Here is a 15,525-nt window from a genome sequence, read left to right on the forward strand (position 1 = left end):
GGGGTTCGTCCCGCCCCCTCTGTCACGCCTACTAGACTTGTAACCAACACCCGGCAGAACCGCCGGGTGGTGACCCGAGGAGCCACCTTGGCTGCTGAGCTGCACGTCGCGCTGGTCGCCGCCGACCGTGAGGTCTGGTCGGGCCAGGCCACCCTGGTCGTCGCGCGCACCACGTCCGGCGACATCGGCGTCATGCCCGGTCACCAGCCGCTGCTCGGTGTGCTGGAGTCGGGCCCGGTGACCATCCGTACGAGTGATGGTGGAACCGTCATCGCCGCGGTGCACGGCGGTTTCATCTCGTTCGCGGACGACAAGCTGTCGCTGCTGGCCGAGATCGCCGAACTGTCGGACGAGATCGATGTCCAGCGCGCGGAGCGGGCGCTCGAGCGCGCGAAGTCGGGCGACGACGCGTTTGCCGAGCGTCGCGCGGAGGTCCGCCTGCGGGCGGCGACGGCGCGCTGACCCCTGGGGTCACCTCCCGGGCCCTTTAGTCTGGGAGTGCGCACGCGATGATGTCACTCAGCCGCGGCTGGGACCGGAGCAATCCGGTGCCGGTCGCGGCTGTGGCAGATATGGAAGTTTTTTCCGTTCCGTTACCTAGGAGACGAGGAGGTCGGTGTCGATGGTCCTCGCTCTGACTGTGTGCGGAATCGTCGTCGCCCTCGTAGTGCTGGGGCTGTTCGTCTTCGGCCTGCGCCGCAGACTCATCCAGCGCTCGGGCGGCACCTTCGACTGTTCGCTGCGCTGGGACGTGCCGGAGAAACCCGACACCAACGGCAAGGGCTGGAGCTACGGCGTCGCCCGCTACAACGGCGACCGCATCGAGTGGTACCGCGTCTTCTCCTACGCCTACCGCCCGCGCCGCATCCTGGAGCGCTCCGCGATCGAGGTGGCCGGCCGCCGGGTTCCGGACGGTGAGGAGGAGCTGGCACTGCTCTCCGACGCGGTGATCCTCACCTGTCTCCATCGGGGGACCCGCCTCGAACTCGCCATGAGCGAAGACGCGCTGACCGGATTTCTCGCGTGGCTGGAAGCAGCCCCGCCCGGTCAGCGCGTCAATGTCGCTTAGTACGTCCGTCGTGCTCGACGTCGGCTAGTTGAGCCCGTTGTCGATGGCCGTCACCAGCTCGCCGTTGCTGCTGTCACCGCTGAACTCCCAGAAGAACGCGCCGCCCAGGCCCTGGTTCTTGGCCCAGCTCATCTTGCCGGCGATGGTCGACGGGGTGTCGTACGACCACCAGTTGCTGCCGCAGTGCGCGTACGCGGTGCCGGCGACGGTGCCGGTGGCGGGGCAGGAGTTCTTGAGGACCTTGTAGTCCTCGATGCCCGCCTCATAGGTGCCGGTCGCCGGGCCCGTGGCCGTGCCGCCGGGGGCGGACTGGGTGACGCCGGTCCAGCCGCGGCCGTAGAAGCCGATGCCGAGCAGCAGCTTGTTCGCCGGGACGCCCTTGGCCTTGAGCTTGGCTATGGCAGCGGCTGAGTTGAAGCCCTCCTTCGGGATGCCGGTGTACGACGTGAGCGGCGAGTGCGGGGCGGTCGGACCGGTCTTGTCCCAGGCGCCGAAGTAGTCGTACGTCATCACGTTGTACCAGTCGAGGTGCTGGGCGGCGCCGCCGTAGTCGGCCGCGTCGATCTTGCCGCCGGAGGAGCCGTCGGCGGTGATGGCCGCGGTGACCAGGTAGTTCGAGCCGAACTCGGTGCGCAGTGCGGACATCAGGTTCTTGAAGGCCGCGGGGCCCGAGGTGTCGCAGGTCAGGCCGCAGGCGTTCGGGTACTCCCAGTCGATGTCGATGCCGTCGAAGACGTCGGCCCAGCGCGGGTCCTCCACGACGGCCTTGCAGGACTTGGCGAACGCGGCCGGGTTCTGCGCGGCCTGGCCGAAGCCGCCGGAGTAGGTCCACCCGCCGAACGAGTACAGCACCTTGATGTGCGGGTACTTCGCCTTCAGCTGGCGCAGCTGGTTGAAGTTGCCGCGCAGCGGCTGGTCCCAGGTGTCGGCGGTGCCGCTGACCGACTGGTCGGCGGTGTAGGCCTTGTCGTAGGCGGCGTAGGTGTCGTCGACGGTGCACTGGCCGTTCTTGACGTTGCCGAACGCGTAGTTGATGTGGGTGATCTTCGACGCGGAGCCGGAGGACACCAGGTTCTTGACGTGGTAGTTGCGGCCGTAGACGCCCCACTCGACGAAGTAGCCGAGGTTGATCTTGTCGCCGGTGGGGGGCGGGTCGGTGGTGCCGCCGGTCGTGCGCACCGCGCGGGCGCCGCTGACCGGGCCGGTCTGGTCCGCGGTGTCGCGGGCCTGCACGGAGTAGGAGTAGTCGGTGCCCGCGGTCAGGCCCGTGTCGGAATACGACGTGCTCGTCACGGTCGCGACCTTGGCGCCGTCGCGCAGGACGTCGTAGTTCTTGATGCCCTTGTCGTCGGTGGCGGCGCTCCAGGACAGCTTCACCGAGGTGTCGGTGATGTCCGAGGCGCTCGGGGTGCCGGGGGCGCTGGGTGCGCTGTCGCCGGGTTCCGTGGTGCCGCCGTCACAACTGCCGCCGTTCAGCTTGCAGTTGGCGGGGGAGCCGGAGCCGGTGCCGTTGAAGCCGAAGGTGACGGAGGCGCCGGGGGCGAGGCTGCCGTTCCAGGGCTTGTTCTTGGCGGTCCAGTGGGTGCCGGAGGAGGTGACGTCGGCGTCCCAGGCGGAGGTGACTTTGGTGCCGGAGGGGAAGTCCCACTCGACGGTCCAGGAGCTGAGGGCCGTGGTGCCGGTGTTCTTCACCGTCCACTTGCCCTCGAAGCCGGAGCCCCAGTCCTGGGGCTTGGAATAGGTGGCCGTAGCGGATGTCGCGGCCTCTGCGGGGCTCGCGAGGCCGACCAGACCGGCCAGCGGGAGCAACAGGGTCGCGAACCCTGCCGCGGCTCTGTGTCTGAAGCGCATGCTGCGCCTCCCTGTCTGTTTTTTGCGGGGCACTCGAGTCGGTGTCGAGGACGCGACCGTGCTCAGCCCTTCGGGCCTCCGCGCGCTCGCGCCCTCGACACCGGCGCGCCCCTTGGGGTGGGGAGTTGTGGAGCGTGACTGAGCCTTCACGCCCACGGTGCCGCGAGAATAGAAAGGTCTGGACCACGGGTCAATAGGTCTGGACCATTCTCGTATACGACGGAGCCCGAACCCCTAGATCCCCAACTCCTGCGCCAGTACGGCCGCTTGCACCCGGCTGCGCAGCTCCAGCTTCCCCAGCAGACGGCTCACATGGGTCTTCACCGTGGCCTCGGCCATGTCGAGACGGGAGGCGATGTCGGCGTTGGACAGCCCCTCGCCGAGACAGGACAGCACCTCGCGCTCGCGCCGGGTGAGGGCGTCCAGGACGGCCGGATCGGCGGTCGGCTCCCGCACGGGCCGGGTGGCGAACTCGGCGATCAGGCGCCGGGTCACGGCGGGCGCGATGAGACCCTCGCCGCGCGCCACCGTACGCACCGCCGCCAACAGGTCCCTGGCCTCGGTGTTCTTGAGCAGGAATCCGGACGCGCCCGCCCGCAACGCCCCGAACACATAGTCGTCCAGGTCGAAGGTGGTCAGCACCAGGACGTCGGCCAGCCGCTCGGCGACCACCTGCCGGGTCGCCGACACCCCGTCCAGGCGCGGCATCTGTACGTCCATCAGCACCAGGTCGGGCCGCAGTTCGCGGGCCAGGGCCACCGCCTGCTCGCCGTCCGCCGCCTCGCCGACCACCTCGATGTCGGCCGCGCTGCGCAGGATGAGGACCAGCCCGGCACGGACGGCGGACTGGTCCTCGGCGACCAGGACGCGGATCATCGACTGTCTCCTTCGTTCACGGGGAGCGTGGCGCGTACCACCCAGATCTTGCCGTCCGCGGAGTCCGGGTCGTCGACCGGACCGGCCTCGAACGCGCCGCCCAGCAGCTCGACCCGCTCCCGCATCCCGATGAGCCCGGCGCCCGAGCCCGGCGCGCGCGGTCCTTCGCGGTCGCCGAACGGGCTGGTCACCGCGACTCTCAGCGAGTCGTCCAGCTGAGTGAGGATGACGGTGACCCGGCCGGGGGAGGCGTGCTTGAGGGCGTTGGTCAGGGCCTCCTGCACGATGCGGTACGCCGCGAGCTCGACCGGGGCGGGGACGCGGCAGGGCTCCGCGTCCAGGTGGACGTCGAGCCCGTTGGTACGGGCGCCCGCCACCAGCGCTTCGAGGCCGTCGAGGGTGGGCGCGGCGGCCGGCTCGGTGTCGCCGCCGGCGTCGCGCAGGATGCCGATGAGGCGGCGCATCTCGGCGAGCCCCTCGACGCTGTTCTCACGGATGACCGAGAGCGCCTCCTGGGAGGTCTTCGGGTCGTCGAGGGAGAGCGCGGCCGTGGAGTGGATGGCGATGGCGGAGAGATGGTTGGCGACCATGTCGTGCAACTCGCGTGCCATCCGGGCGCGTTCCGACGTCACTGCCTGGGCGCGGTCCATCTCGGCCAGCAGCGCGGTCTGTTCGGCGCGCAGCCGGGCGGCCTCGGCGGCGTCGCGGTGGTTGCGGACGATATAGCCGGTCGCGGCGGGCGCGTAGGCCACCACACCGACGACCACACCGATCAGCAGCGCCTCCGGGACGCGCCATACCGCGAACGGCACGAGCGTCCCGGCCACGGTGAGCAGACCGGTGATCCACTGGATCCGGCGGGCCGTGGCGAGCGGGCCGTACAGCACGGCCGCGTACATGATGTCGGTGAACATCAGGACCGTGGCCAGATTGCCCTGGGTGAAGACGTCCGCGCAGATCGCGGGAGTGCCGATCAGCAGGGCCGTGCGGGGGGCCGCGCGCCGCAGCAGCTCGCAGCCGGCCATCACGGTGAGCGGCACCAGGATCGGCCAGGGGCCGTCGAAGAGCGTGATCGGATCCTTGGCGGTCCGCGTCCCGAGGCCGATGCCCACCAGCAGCAGGCCGCCGAGCAGCCCGCCGATGGCGATGTACACGTCGAAGCGGTGCGGGCGGGGGAGTCGTACGGCCATGGCACCATCCAACACGGCCGCGGCGCCCCGCGCCTGATCCCCGCGAAGGGTCCCCGACTGCATCTTTCGATGTAGCGCGAGTTCGTCAGTGGCGACGACGATTCCGGTCGCCGCCCCCGGGAGCCTTGAAGGGTGACCGAGAGGAGCGAACCGTGATCGTCGCCTTGATCGCAGCCTGCGAGATCGGCTTCTGGGTGCTGCTGGCGGCCGGACTGTCCTTCCGCTACCTGCTGCGCATGCCGCGTACGGGGCTGGCCCTGCTGCTGTGCGAGCCGCTGCTGGAGGTCGTCCTGCTGGTCGCCACCGCGCTCGACCTGAAGAACGGTGCCGAGCCGAACTGGACGCACGGCCTGGCCGCGCTGTACATCGGCTACACCGTCGGCCACGGCCACCGCACGGTGAAGTGGCTCGACGGCCATGCCGCCCACCGGCTGGCCGGCGCCCCGAAGCCCCTCGGGGCGCCGCGCTACGGGATGGCCCGGGCCCGCCACGAGGGCAAGGTCTGGCTGGGCACGCTGCTCGCCGCCGCCGTGGCGACCGTGCTGCTGCAGCTCGCCATCTGGTACGTCGACGACCCGAGCCGGGTCACCTCATTGGAGAGCTGGCGCTACGCCGCCTGGCGCGCGGCCGGGATCCACGGCCTGATCGCGCTGAGCTATCTGATCTGGCCGCGCAAGGCCCCGGCGGTCGAGCCGGACGCCGCAGTGACGGCCCCGAAGGAGAGCGTGCGCCGCTGACGCGAGCCCCGGCAGTGCCTCAGCGCTCTCCGCCCGGCACCCACAGAACGTCCCCGACCTCCTTGTTCGCCGTCCTGGCGAGGATGAACAGGAGGTCGGAGAGGCGGTTGAGGTACGTCGCGGTCAGGGGGTTCATCGCCTCGCCGTGCGCCTCCAGGGCGGCCCACGTCGAGCGTTCGGCCCGGCGTACGACCGTGCAGGCCTGGTGCAGGAGGGCCGCTCCCGGGGTGCCGCCGGGGAGGATGAAGGAGCGGAGCTTCTCCAGCCGCTCGTTGAAGCGGTCGCAGTCCGCCTCCAGCTTGTCGATGTAGAACTGCTCGACCCGCAGCGGCGGGAACTCGGGGTTCTCCACCACCGGCGTCGACAGGTCCGCACCCACGTCGAACAGGTCGTTCTGCACGCGGGTGAGGACCGTGACGATCTCCTCGTCGAGCCCGCCCAGCGCGATCGCCGTGCCGAGCACCGCGTTCGCCTCGTTGGCGTCGGCGTACGCCGAGATCCGCAGATCGGTCTTGGCGACCCGGCTCATGTCGCCGAGGGCGGTGGTGCCCTTGTCGCCGGTCCTGGTGTAGATGCGCGTCAGATTGACCATGAGGTCAGCCTAGTTACGCCCCGGCCGTTCGGAACACGCGTGTGCCGACCGTCACGGCCAGCGCGGCGAAGGCCACGGAGACCAGGGCGCCGTACAGCATGTGCGCCGTGGCGTAGGAGCCGACGTACGCGTCCCGCACCGCGTCCACCAGATAGCGGAACGGCACGAAGTGGGACAGCACGTCCAGCCACCTCGGCCCCACATGCGTTCCACCACGCCCTGGCCGTTCTCGATGATGATCGAGAAGCCGGCGAACGACCGCTCCGCCGGAGTCGTCGAGCAGCTCTCGCGCTGGGTCCGCGGACGGGACGCGGGGGAGTCGGCCGCCCGGGCCGTGCTGCGCGAGCTGCGCGCCGAGGTCGAGGCGGTCTCGCCGCGGATCGGCCTCATGGAGGGGTACGACCGCTTCATGAGGGTCATCGACGAGGCGCCGCCGTTGCGCTCCCGACTGTGGAGCCTTCAGCAGGAGGTCCACGGCCACCTCGAAGCCACCCTGCGCGAGGAGGTCGGCGCGAGCGCGGACGATCCGCTGCCCAGCCTGATCGCGGGTCAGCTCTCCTGGGCCCACGGGACCGTCCTCGCCGCCGTCGGCCGCGAGATGCTCAAGGGGCGCAATCCGGACGAAGTGTCACGCGAGATGCTCGTGCTTCTCGACGAGATCGAGGAGCTGTTGGGGGAGAAGGTGCTCAACTACGCCGTCCGAGGCGCGCAATGACCCGTGCCGGTGTGATGTCCGTCAGATGAGACGTGACTCGCGTTACTAACCGGTCACACAGTGCCTCACTCCCGCTAAGGTCCGCCGGAGAACAACGTAAACAGGGTGTAAGGCGTTTCAAAGGGGAGTCGCAACAGTGGCACGGAAGCTTGCCGTCATCGGCGCCGGCTTGATGGGTTCCGGAATCGCCCAGGTCTCCGCTCAGGCGGGCTGGGACGTCGTCCTCAGGGACGTCACCGACGAGGCGCTCAAGCGGGGCACCGACGGCATCAAGGCGTCGTACGACAAGTTCGTCAGCAAGGGCAAGCTGGAGGCGCACGACGCCGACGCCGCCCTCGCCCGTATCACCGCGACCACCGACCTGGACGCCGTCGCGGACGCGGATGTCGTCGTCGAGGCGGTCTTCGAGAAGCTCGAGGTCAAGCACGAGATCTTCCGCGCGCTCGACAAGATCGTGCGCGAGGACACCGTGCTCGCCTCCAACACCTCCGCCATCCCGATCACCAAGATCGCGGCGGCCACCGAGCGCCCCGAGCGGGTCGTCGGCGTGCACTTCTTCTCGCCGGTGCCGATGATGCAGCTCGTCGAGCTGGTGCGCGGTTACAAGACGAGCGACGAAACCCTCGCCACCGCGCGGGAGTTCGCCGAGTCCGTCGGCAAGACCTGCATCGTCGTCAACCGTGACGTCGCCGGTTTCGTCACCACCCGGCTCATCTCGGCGCTCGTCGTCGAGGCGACCAAGCTCTACGAGTCGGGTGTCGCCACCGCCGAGGACATCGACCTGGCCTGCAAGCTGGGCTTCGGTCACGCCATGGGCCCGCTCGCCACGGCGGACCTCACCGGCGTCGACATCCTGCTGCACGCCACCGGCAACATCTACACCGAGTCCCAGGACGAGAAGTTCGCCCCGCCGGAGCTGATGCGCCGGATGGTGGACGCGGGTGACATCGGCCGCAAGAGCGGGCAAGGCTTTTACAGCTACTGAGCACTCGTAAAACCGCACAGGCCCCTGCCGTATCACGCGATGGGGTGAATTCGGTATCGGTTCGCTCACAGACGGCAACCTCTGACCGCTCAACGCAGTCAGAGGTTGCATCACCGGCCGCATCGAAGGCTCAGAGCACATACAGGCACAGACACATCGCGGAGCACAAACGCACGCTTGGGGAGCGCATATGCACATCAGGGGCGACCACGCCGAACTGGTCGTCGGGGGGCGCCTCGACGTCCGCAGCGCGGCGGACGCCCGTACGGTCCTGCACTCGGCCGTCGACGACGGAGTCGGCGATCTGGTGCTCGACCTGTCCGAGCTGGACTCCTGGGACGCCACCGGACTCGGGGTGATCATGGGCGCCCACCGGCGGGCCGGCCGCTGCGGCCGACGCCTGGTGCTGCGCGGCGTGCCGCCGCAGATGCAGCGCCTGCTGGTGGCCACCCGGCTGCACCGGATCCTGGCGATCGAGGGCGGCATCGGGGTGGAGTCCCTGCCCCGGGTGTGACACCGGGCACGGGTGGGGCGGGACAGTAGGGCGTTCCGGATGCGAAGCGCACGTCGCGCGCAATCCTCACGAGACTGTGACGTCTCGGACGGCGCGGTACCCCGAGCTGTCATAGATACTGTGCAAAGGTTTAGGGTTCGGCTGCCCGCTGCCTAGACAACCCCTTCGAGCGGGCCCGGACCAGAAGCGACAGCGCGGTGTGCAAAGGCCGGGAGGGGCCGCAAACGGCACACGACGCTTTTGGGGGGCTTGAAACCTATGGACCCGAACACCCGGGGACCCGAGGATCACGGCCATGACGCCGACGGGAATCCGTCGCGCCAGCGCCCGCCCAGGGACCCCCTCACAACCGACTTCGGCCAGCACTCGCCCGCACTCGCCCGCACGGTGCAGCTGGTCTCGGGCGACTTCCTGCTCACCGTCAATCCCGTCGACGGCAGCGAGATCGAGGTCTGCCCGCCGGCGGAGCGACCGGCACGGCCCGAGAAGCTGGCCCCGGCCGAGCGCGCGGAGGCCGAGCGAGCCGCCCGGCCACCCGTCCCGCCCGGCCCGGCCCGCCCCGCCCAGCCGCTCCTGGCCCGCCAGGACGAGCGCGAACAACTGGTACGACTGCTCGCCCGGGGCCGCTCCGTCCGACTGGTCGGCTCCCGGGGCGCCGGCCGCACCAGCCTCCTCGACCTCGTCGCCGAGGACTGCGCGGACCTCGCGCCCGACGGCGTGATCCGCCTCAGCGGCTTCCACCGCACCCCGGACGACCTGCTGTACGACCTCTTCCACGCCGTCTACAGCGCGCCCCTGCACCGCCCCGGCCAGGATGAACTGCTCGCCTGCGTCCGTGAGATCGGCGCGGTCGTCGTCCTGGACGACATCGAGTTCGGCGGCGCCGCGCTCGACGAGCTGCTGGACGCCACCCCCGAGTGCGCCTTCCTGGTCGCCGCCACCCCCGATGTGCCCGCGCCGTCCGCCGACTCCGGCATCGAGGACGTCGCCCTCCGCGGTCTCGACCGCGCCGACAGCGTTGAGCTCCTGGAGCGCGAGGTCGGCCGGGCCCTCACCGAGGACGAGGCGAACTGGGCGGGCGACCTGTGGTTCGAGTCGGAGGGCCTGCCGCTCAGGTTCGTCCAGGCCGGGGCGCTGCTGCGGCAGCGGGACCGGCTGCGGGCCGGAGCGGACGCCGTCGACGAGTTCGGAGTCTTCGCGGACGAGCCGCCGGTCGACGCACCCTTCGACCGGCCGATCGATGGCGGGCACGAGGGCGGCCAGGGGGCCGCTCACGAGGCCGGTCACGAAGAACCGCCGCTGCCCTCGGTCGGCGAGGCGGCCGGACCCGCCGCGCTGCTCGCCGCGCGGCTCAGCGCCTCGGCCCGCGCCACCCTGAGGTTCGCCGTCGCGCTCGGCGGCGAGGTCCCCCACCAGGCCCATCTGCCCGCACTGGTCGGCGACACCCACGCGGACGCCGCGCTGGGTGAGCTGGCCGACTGCGGGCTGGTCTCGCCCGTCGGCGCCCGCTACCGGCTCGCCGCCGGGGCCCAGGCCCAGCTGACGGCGGCCGGATACGCCGAGGACGTCCAGGACCGGGCCCTCACCGCCGCCCAGCACTACACCTGGTGGGCCGGGCACCCCTCGGTCACACCGGAGCGCGTGAGCGCCGAGGGCGACGCCGTGCTCGCCGCGCTGGGCGTCCTGGTGCCGGGGACGACACCGCCCGCCGAGGACGAGGACAGCCCGACCGTGCAGCTCGCCCGCACGGCCGCGCCCGCGTTCGCCGCGGGCCTGCACTGGGGCGCCTGGGAGCGGGCACTGCGGGCGGGTGCCGAGGCCGCCCGGCTGGCCGGTGACGTCGCCGAACAGGCCTACTTCCATCACGAGTTGGGCATCCTCGCGCTGTGCCGGGGGCGGCTGGACCGGGCCCGTGCCGAGCTGGAGACCTCCATCGGGCTGCGCGGCGCCCTGGCCGACAAGCGCGGCACCGTCGCCGGCCGCCGCGCCCTCGCGCTGGTCTCGGACCGTTCCGGTACGACACCCGGGGTGGCCGCGTTCGGCTCGACGGCGGGCGAGGAGGTGTCGGACGCGCGTTACGAGGAGTCGCAGTCGCCGCCGGGAGGCGTGCCGGCCGCGCTCCCGTCGGGCGGGGACGCCACGACGCTGGTCACGCACCGGGCCTCGGTCTCCTCGCCGTCGGCGCTGTCCTCGTCCGCGTCCGTGTCGTCCTCGGCGACCTCGCACAAGGGCCGCGGCGGCGTGCGGGGCTTCGCCCGGCGCAACCTCGTCGCAGCCGGTGCCGGGGCGCTGCTCGTGGCCGTGCTGGGCACGGTGGTGACGCTCGGCGCGACCTCCGACAACGACCCGAACACCCCGGCCGACCACGTCGGCGTCAACCCGTCCGCCAGCCAGGGCATCGGGGACGACAGCCTCGGCGCCGACAAGGCGGACGGCGACGACGGACAGGACTCCGGTGACACCGGCACGGCGACGAGCCGGCCGACCGATCCGGGACCCGACGGCACGTTCGGCACCTCGGACGACCCGACGCCGACGGACGACTCGAAAGACCCGTCGGACGACCCGAGCGGTACGCAGAGTTCGGGTGGCGGGTCGTCGAACTCGCCGTCCAAGCCGCCGTCGTCGCCGACGAAGCCGCCGGCCTCCTCGACCAAGCCGCCGACCGAGACGCCGACGGACGACCCGACGCCGACCGACGAGCCGACGACGGACGACCCGACACCGACCGACGAGCCGACGACCGACGAGCCGACCGACCCCCCGTCCACCTCCACCTCGGCCAGCGGACCGGCCTCCTCCAGCCCGGCGGAGACCACCACCTCCGCCAGCGCTCCGCAGAGCAGCGACGAGGGCACGCCGAGCGGCAGCGCGGACTCGGTGATCTGACCGCCGGTGAGCTGACCGCCGATCACCACGACGAGGGCCGGGTCCATCCGCTGGACCCGGCCCTCGTCGTCATAGAACTGATCGCGACGGCGTCAGAACAGTCGCAGCTTGTCGTCCTCGATCCCGCGCATCGCGTCATAGTCCAGAACCTGACAGCCGATACCCCGGTCCGTGGCCAGGACCCGGGCCTGCGGCTTGATCTCCTGGGCCGCGAAGATGCCGCGGACCGGCGCGAGATGGGGATCGCGGTTCAGCAGCTCCAGATAGCGGGTGAGCTGCTCGACGCCGTCGATCTCGCCCCGGCGCTTGATCTCCACCGCGACCGTCCGGCCCTCGGCGTCCCGGCACAGGATGTCGACCGGCCCGATCGCCGTCATGTACTCGCGGCGGATGAGCGTGTAGCCCTCGCCCAGTGTTTCGATGCGGTCGGCGAGGAGCTCCTGGAGGTGCGCTTCCACGCCGTCCTTGATCAGGCCAGGATCCACGCCGAGTTCGTGCGAGGAGTCATGGAGGACCTCCTCCATCGTGATGATGAGCTTCTCGCCCGCCTTGTTGGTGACCGTCCAGACGTCCTTCTGCTCGCCGTCCCCCTCCTTCAGCGTGCAGGGCGGCGACATCCAGTTCAGGGGCTTGTAGGCCCGGTCGTCCGCGTGGATCGAAACGCTGCCGTCCGCCTTCACCAGGATCAGACGGGGCGCCGAGGGCAGATGGGCGGTGAGCCGGCCCGCGTAGTCGACGGAGCAACGGGCAATGACGAGACGCATGGTCGGCAACGCTACTCGACGGGCGCAGGTGGACGCGATTCGCCCTGGGTGAGTCCGTATGACCCCGGACTGCCCCTGTTCATTTCTGGCCGATTGTGTGCCTAACGAGGACCGCCCATGTACGCAATCTCCTGGTGCCGTCACCGTCCGTTGCCTACCGTATTAAACGGGAGGTCGCGAGGTGTGTACGCACAGTGTCCGGCATCGCGGTCTTCCTCATCTGTCCGGCAACCCCTGCTGCCGCGGGGGTGCGAGAGGAGAACCCATGTCGCTCGACGTCTCACCGGCCCTACTCGAAAAGGCCGAGCGAGGCGAGGTCGACGAAGCCGAATTCGTCGACTGCGTCCGGACCTCCCTGCCTTACGCATGGGGGATGATCAGCTCCCTGGTGGCTCAGCTGAAGGTCGACGGCGGTTCGTTCGCCGACAACCAGACGCCCCCGCCGGACGAGCAGGCACGTGGCCAGCTGCTGCGTGCGCTTGCGAGTGACGCGATACGCGGCGCGCTTCAGCGGCACTTCGGGGTGCGACTGGCCTTCCAGAACTGCCACCGGGTTGCGGTGTTCCCGCTCGACGCCTCGGTCGACGAGTCGCTGACCCGCTTCACCTCGGTCCGCAGTCAGCTGCTGAACCAGTCTCCGGAGTTCAGGGACTGCTGACGCAGAGCCGTTTGCTTGCCGCTCCCTACGCGGGAGGTGCATTCAGTACGGGGCGGCAAGCCCTCTGGCGCACCGGGCACTTCGGCCCGGCCCGGCTCATCGGCCGAACTGCGGGAGCACTTCGGCGCCCAGGCGCCGGACGTTCTCCTCGGTCGCCGCCAGGTCGCCCGAGCCCTCGACGAGCAGGGCGAAGCGGGAGATACCGGTCCGTTCGCTGGTCGCCGCCAGGCGGTCGGCGCACAGACGCGGGGTGCCCACCGGGTGCAGTCCGCAGAGCAGTTCGGTGTAGGCCAGCGGGTCGCGCATCGCGCGATGGCGGCCGTCGACCGTCACATGGGCCTCCAGGCCCTGCCGCAGCCAGCCCGGCATCGCCTTCGTCAGCGTCTCGACCGCGTCCGTGCGGCGGTCCGCGATCTGGCAGACGCCGGCCGAGACATGGGCCGCGCCCAGGATCTCCTCGGCCGGCCTGCCTGCGGAGCGTGCGTGCTCCCGCCACAGGGCGACCATCTCGGCCTTCTCCTCGTCACCCACGTGCATCCCCAGCAGCATCGGCAGCCCGCGCTCGGCCGCGAGCCGTACGCTCGCCGGTGAGGTGCACGCGACGACGACCTCGGGTCCGTCGGTCTCGGTGAGGCACTCCGACGGCCTTGGCACGACGGGGACTTCACGGAAGCCGAACTGCTCGCCGGCCGCGGAGACCGCCGGTTCCCGCAGCCAGCGCACCAGCAGATCGAGTGATTCCGGGAACCCCTCCTCGTATGCCCTCAGACCCGAGCCGAAGACCTCCAGATCGACCCAGGGCCCGCCGCGGCCCACGCCCAGCGAGAACCGCCCGCCGGAGGTGATGTGCAGCAGCGCGGCCTGCTCGCCGAGGGCCACCGGGTGGGCGGTGGGCAGTACGCTGACCGCGGTGCCGACCCGCAGTCGCCTGGTGCGGCCCAGCAGTAACGCCGCCAGGGTGATCGCGGACGGACAGGTGCCGTACGGCACGAAGTGGTGCTCGGCCAGCCAGACCGTGTCGAGCCCCGCTTCCTCGGCGACCTCGGCGGAACGGACCGCGCGGTGCAGCGCCTCCCCGTCGCCCTGACCCGGGAACCGGGCCGCCAGCACGAAACTTCCTACACGCATTGCCTTTTCCTGCTTCCTTGGCTCCGACGCGGAGCTCCCCCACCCGGCATAACCGTCTGACACGTGCCGAGGACACGGCCTGGCGGAGAGATTTGCGGATTGTCTGGAGAATGAATCGCCGGAGCGGGGGACTTGTGCGGGTTGGTGCCGTACGACTACCCCTGTCCGTGCCGCGTAGGCTGGACATGACCCGTGCATCCTGTATAGCCCCGTGAGGTGTTCCGTGTCCCCGCGTCGCAACCGACCCAAGGACCCGCAGGGAGCTGCTTCGTCCGGACGCAGCTCCGAGGACGACCGCTCCGGCCGTTACGGCGGCTGGCAGTCCTCGGAGGCCTGGGGCGGCGAGGACTGGAACGTACGGCACGTGGCCGGCGCGAGCGCCCAGGGCAAGGCGTACCGCTGCCCGGGCTGCGACCAGATGATCCCGGACGGCGTCCCGCACGTCGTCGCCTGGCCGGACCACGCGGGCGTCGACGACCGCCGCCACTGGCACAAGGCGTGCTGGAACGCGAAGGACCGCCGCACCACGCGGGTGCAGCGGTCCCGTAACGCGCCGAGGTTCTAGGCCGGACACGGCTGGGGCGGGCTCACACGTCCCGCCGCTCCAGCAGGGCCGAGGCGCCGGCGAACGCGGCGGCGGTCACGCCGAGCATGATCCACAGCGGGTCCCAGCCGGACGGGCCGGAGTTGCTGAGGGACTGCGAGTAGAAGACGCTGAGCTGGTTCGGGATGGAGTACTCGAACAGGGCCTCCTGGAGGTCCTTCAGCGACTCCGCGAACATGAACAGCGCGATGACCATGGGGGCCAGCACCACACCGATCATGATCGTGATGGCGCCCGCGGAGTGCCGGATGATCGAGCCGACGATCAGCGAGAGCAGGCCGAGCAGCGCGATGTAGAGCGAGATGCCGACCGTGCCCTTCAGCCACTCGGCTCCGGTGGGCTCACGGGCGTCGTCCATGATGGACACGTCCGCGAGGGCGACGAGCAGGGCCGACACCAGCGTCACCGTGAACGCGACCGCGAAGAACACGATCGCCTTGGCCGCCAGCACCCGGACCCGGCTCGGGCACGCCGTCATCGTGGTCCGGATCATGCCGGTGCCGTACTCCGAGGCCGTCGTCAGCACGCCCAGCGTGATGATGCACATGCTGCCGAGCAGCAGTCCGAAGAAGCCGAAGCCCAGCGGGTTCTCGCCGCTCAGGCTGCCCTCCGGGGAGTTGGCGGCGACCAGGGCGGCGGCTCCGAGGCCGATGCCGACCACGAGCAGCACGAAGACGCCGAGCGTCCACATCGTGGAGCGCACCGAGCGGATCTTCGTCCACTCCGAGGCGATCGCGTGCCCGAGGTGCGTGCGCACGACCGGGATCGGCGAGGTGTAGGTCGGGTACGACGAACCGGGCGCCGCCTGCCAGTTCGGTGCGGCGGTCTGCGGCATCGGGGGCTGGGGCGTGCTCATCGGGCTTCCTCGGGCTTGGTCGGGGCGGCGGCGGGGGCGGCCGGGGCGCTCGCGGCGGGCGGCTGGGCGGGCTGGGCCGGCGGCTGGGCGGGCGCCT

General features: G+C 70.8%; 16 protein-coding genes and 1 pseudogene. 9 read left to right on the top strand and 8 right to left on the bottom strand.

Annotated features, from left to right (window positions below):
• Window positions 1–87: 87 nt before the first annotated feature.
• Entirely contained in the window at window positions 88–462 is a 375-nt protein-coding gene (locus ACHBTE_RS25065; RefSeq protein ID WP_394726320.1) for a F0F1 ATP synthase subunit epsilon, read from the top strand.
• A gap of 160 nt (window positions 463–622) precedes the next feature.
• On the top strand, window positions 623–1,069 hold the full coding sequence (locus tag ACHBTE_RS25070) for a DUF2550 domain-containing protein (RefSeq protein ID WP_062717680.1): 447 nt from the start codon (window positions 623–625) through the stop codon (window positions 1,067–1,069).
• Window positions 1,070–1,093: 24 nt separating this feature from the next.
• On the opposite strand, the gene ACHBTE_RS25075 is transcribed toward ACHBTE_RS25070, so the two are convergent.
• From ACHBTE_RS25075 to ACHBTE_RS25085, 3 genes are all read right to left on the bottom strand, one after another.
• Window positions 1,094–2,920, bottom strand: coding sequence for a glycosyl hydrolase family 18 protein (locus ACHBTE_RS25075; RefSeq protein ID WP_394726321.1), 1,827 nt, complete (start codon window positions 2,918–2,920; stop codon window positions 1,094–1,096).
• A 234-nt stretch (window positions 2,921–3,154) separates the two neighbouring features.
• Entirely contained in the window at window positions 3,155–3,796 is a 642-nt protein-coding gene (locus tag ACHBTE_RS25080; RefSeq protein WP_394726322.1) for a response regulator, read from the bottom strand.
• Window positions 3,793–4,986 carry a sensor histidine kinase gene (locus ACHBTE_RS25085; RefSeq protein WP_394726323.1) on the bottom strand — a complete coding sequence of 398 codons (1,194 nt, stop codon included), beginning with the start codon at window positions 4,984–4,986 and terminating at the stop codon, window positions 3,793–3,795. Before ACHBTE_RS25085 ends, ACHBTE_RS25080 begins: the two co-directional genes overlap by 4 nt.
• A gap of 152 nt (window positions 4,987–5,138) precedes the next feature.
• Between ACHBTE_RS25085 and ACHBTE_RS25090 the strand changes: the two genes are divergently transcribed.
• On the top strand, window positions 5,139–5,723 hold the full coding sequence (locus tag ACHBTE_RS25090; RefSeq protein WP_394726324.1) for a hypothetical protein: 585 nt from the start codon (window positions 5,139–5,141) through the stop codon (window positions 5,721–5,723).
• Between the two features lie 19 nt (window positions 5,724–5,742).
• Here ACHBTE_RS25090 and ACHBTE_RS25095 read toward each other — a convergent pair whose 3' ends face one another.
• Both ACHBTE_RS25095 and ACHBTE_RS25100 read right to left on the bottom strand, forming a co-directional pair.
• Window positions 5,743–6,315 (bottom strand): cob(I)yrinic acid a,c-diamide adenosyltransferase, encoded by a 573-nt coding sequence (locus ACHBTE_RS25095; protein ID WP_394726325.1) that lies wholly within the window; start codon window positions 6,313–6,315, stop codon window positions 5,743–5,745.
• Window positions 6,316–6,328: 13 nt separating this feature from the next.
• Window positions 6,329–6,517 (bottom strand): annotated as a pseudogene (locus tag ACHBTE_RS25100) (ABC transporter permease); the annotation flags it as partial.
• Here ACHBTE_RS25100 and ACHBTE_RS25105 point away from each other — a divergent pair.
• The 4 genes from ACHBTE_RS25105 to ACHBTE_RS25120 all read left to right on the top strand — a co-directional run bounded on the left by ACHBTE_RS25105 (window position 6,518) and on the right by ACHBTE_RS25120 (window position 11,418).
• Entirely contained in the window at window positions 6,518–7,030 is a 513-nt protein-coding gene (locus tag ACHBTE_RS25105) for a TetR/AcrR family transcriptional regulator (RefSeq protein WP_394726326.1), read from the top strand.
• Window positions 7,031–7,166: 136 nt separating this feature from the next.
• Window positions 7,167–8,015 carry a 3-hydroxyacyl-CoA dehydrogenase family protein gene (locus tag ACHBTE_RS25110; protein ID WP_394726327.1) on the top strand — a complete coding sequence of 283 codons (849 nt, stop codon included), beginning with the start codon at window positions 7,167–7,169 and terminating at the stop codon, window positions 8,013–8,015.
• Between the two features lie 190 nt (window positions 8,016–8,205).
• Entirely contained in the window at window positions 8,206–8,529 is a 324-nt protein-coding gene (locus tag ACHBTE_RS25115; RefSeq protein ID WP_186284954.1) for an STAS domain-containing protein, read from the top strand.
• Between the two features lie 258 nt (window positions 8,530–8,787).
• Window positions 8,788–11,418, top strand: coding sequence for an ATP-binding protein (locus ACHBTE_RS25120; RefSeq protein ID WP_394726328.1), 2,631 nt, complete (start codon window positions 8,788–8,790; stop codon window positions 11,416–11,418).
• Between the two features lie 92 nt (window positions 11,419–11,510).
• On the opposite strand, the gene nucS is transcribed toward ACHBTE_RS25120, so the two are convergent.
• Window positions 11,511–12,182 (bottom strand): endonuclease NucS, encoded by a 672-nt coding sequence (gene nucS, locus ACHBTE_RS25125; protein ID WP_394726329.1) that lies wholly within the window; start codon window positions 12,180–12,182, stop codon window positions 11,511–11,513.
• Window positions 12,183–12,447: 265 nt separating this feature from the next.
• Between nucS and ACHBTE_RS25130 the strand changes: the two genes are divergently transcribed.
• A complete protein-coding gene (locus ACHBTE_RS25130; protein ID WP_394726330.1) occupies window positions 12,448–12,840 on the top strand; it encodes an SCO5389 family protein in 393 nt (130 codons plus the stop codon).
• Between the two features lie 96 nt (window positions 12,841–12,936).
• Here the strand turns inward: ACHBTE_RS25130 and ACHBTE_RS25135 are convergent, their stop codons facing one another.
• Window positions 12,937–13,968 (bottom strand): LLM class flavin-dependent oxidoreductase, encoded by a 1,032-nt coding sequence (locus ACHBTE_RS25135; RefSeq protein WP_394726331.1) that lies wholly within the window; start codon window positions 13,966–13,968, stop codon window positions 12,937–12,939.
• A gap of 223 nt (window positions 13,969–14,191) precedes the next feature.
• Between ACHBTE_RS25135 and ACHBTE_RS25140 the strand changes: the two genes are divergently transcribed.
• Window positions 14,192–14,533, top strand: coding sequence for an ATP/GTP-binding protein (locus tag ACHBTE_RS25140; protein WP_394726332.1), 342 nt, complete (start codon window positions 14,192–14,194; stop codon window positions 14,531–14,533).
• A 22-nt stretch (window positions 14,534–14,555) separates the two neighbouring features.
• Here ACHBTE_RS25140 and ACHBTE_RS25145 read toward each other — a convergent pair whose 3' ends face one another.
• Complete coding sequence (locus tag ACHBTE_RS25145) at window positions 14,556–15,428, bottom strand: ABC transporter permease (RefSeq protein ID WP_394726333.1); 873 nt, start codon at window positions 15,426–15,428, stop codon at window positions 14,556–14,558.
• Window positions 15,429–15,525 lie beyond the last annotated feature (97 nt).

The organism is Streptomyces sp. M41, assembly GCF_043673425.1.
Lineage (GTDB): Bacteria > Actinomycetota > Actinomycetes > Streptomycetales > Streptomycetaceae > Streptomyces.

Coding starts and splice junctions, on each gene's coding strand:
- ACHBTE_RS25070 (WP_062717680.1), top strand. CDS start 623: ATGGTCCTCGCTCTGACTGTGTGCGGAATCGTCGTCGCCCTCGTAGTG.
- ACHBTE_RS25145 (WP_394726333.1), bottom strand. CDS start 15,428: ATGAGCACGCCCCAGCCCCCGATGCCGCAGACCGCCGCACCGAACTGG.
- ACHBTE_RS25080 (WP_394726322.1), bottom strand. CDS start 3,796: ATGATCCGCGTCCTGGTCGCCGAGGACCAGTCCGCCGTCCGTGCCGGG.
- ACHBTE_RS25095 (WP_394726325.1), bottom strand. CDS start 6,315: ATGGTCAATCTGACGCGCATCTACACCAGGACCGGCGACAAGGGCACC.
- ACHBTE_RS25135 (WP_394726331.1), bottom strand. CDS start 13,968: ATGCGTGTAGGAAGTTTCGTGCTGGCGGCCCGGTTCCCGGGTCAGGGC.
- nucS (WP_394726329.1), bottom strand. CDS start 12,182: ATGCGTCTCGTCATTGCCCGTTGCTCCGTCGACTACGCGGGCCGGCTC.
- ACHBTE_RS25085 (WP_394726323.1), bottom strand. CDS start 4,986: ATGGCCGTACGACTCCCCCGCCCGCACCGCTTCGACGTGTACATCGCC.
- ACHBTE_RS25115 (WP_186284954.1), top strand. CDS start 8,206: ATGCACATCAGGGGCGACCACGCCGAACTGGTCGTCGGGGGGCGCCTC.
- ACHBTE_RS25105 (WP_394726326.1), top strand. CDS start 6,518: ATGCGTTCCACCACGCCCTGGCCGTTCTCGATGATGATCGAGAAGCCG.
- ACHBTE_RS25075 (WP_394726321.1), bottom strand. CDS start 2,920: ATGCGCTTCAGACACAGAGCCGCGGCAGGGTTCGCGACCCTGTTGCTC.
- ACHBTE_RS25120 (WP_394726328.1), top strand. CDS start 8,788: ATGGACCCGAACACCCGGGGACCCGAGGATCACGGCCATGACGCCGAC.
- ACHBTE_RS25130 (WP_394726330.1), top strand. CDS start 12,448: ATGTCGCTCGACGTCTCACCGGCCCTACTCGAAAAGGCCGAGCGAGGC.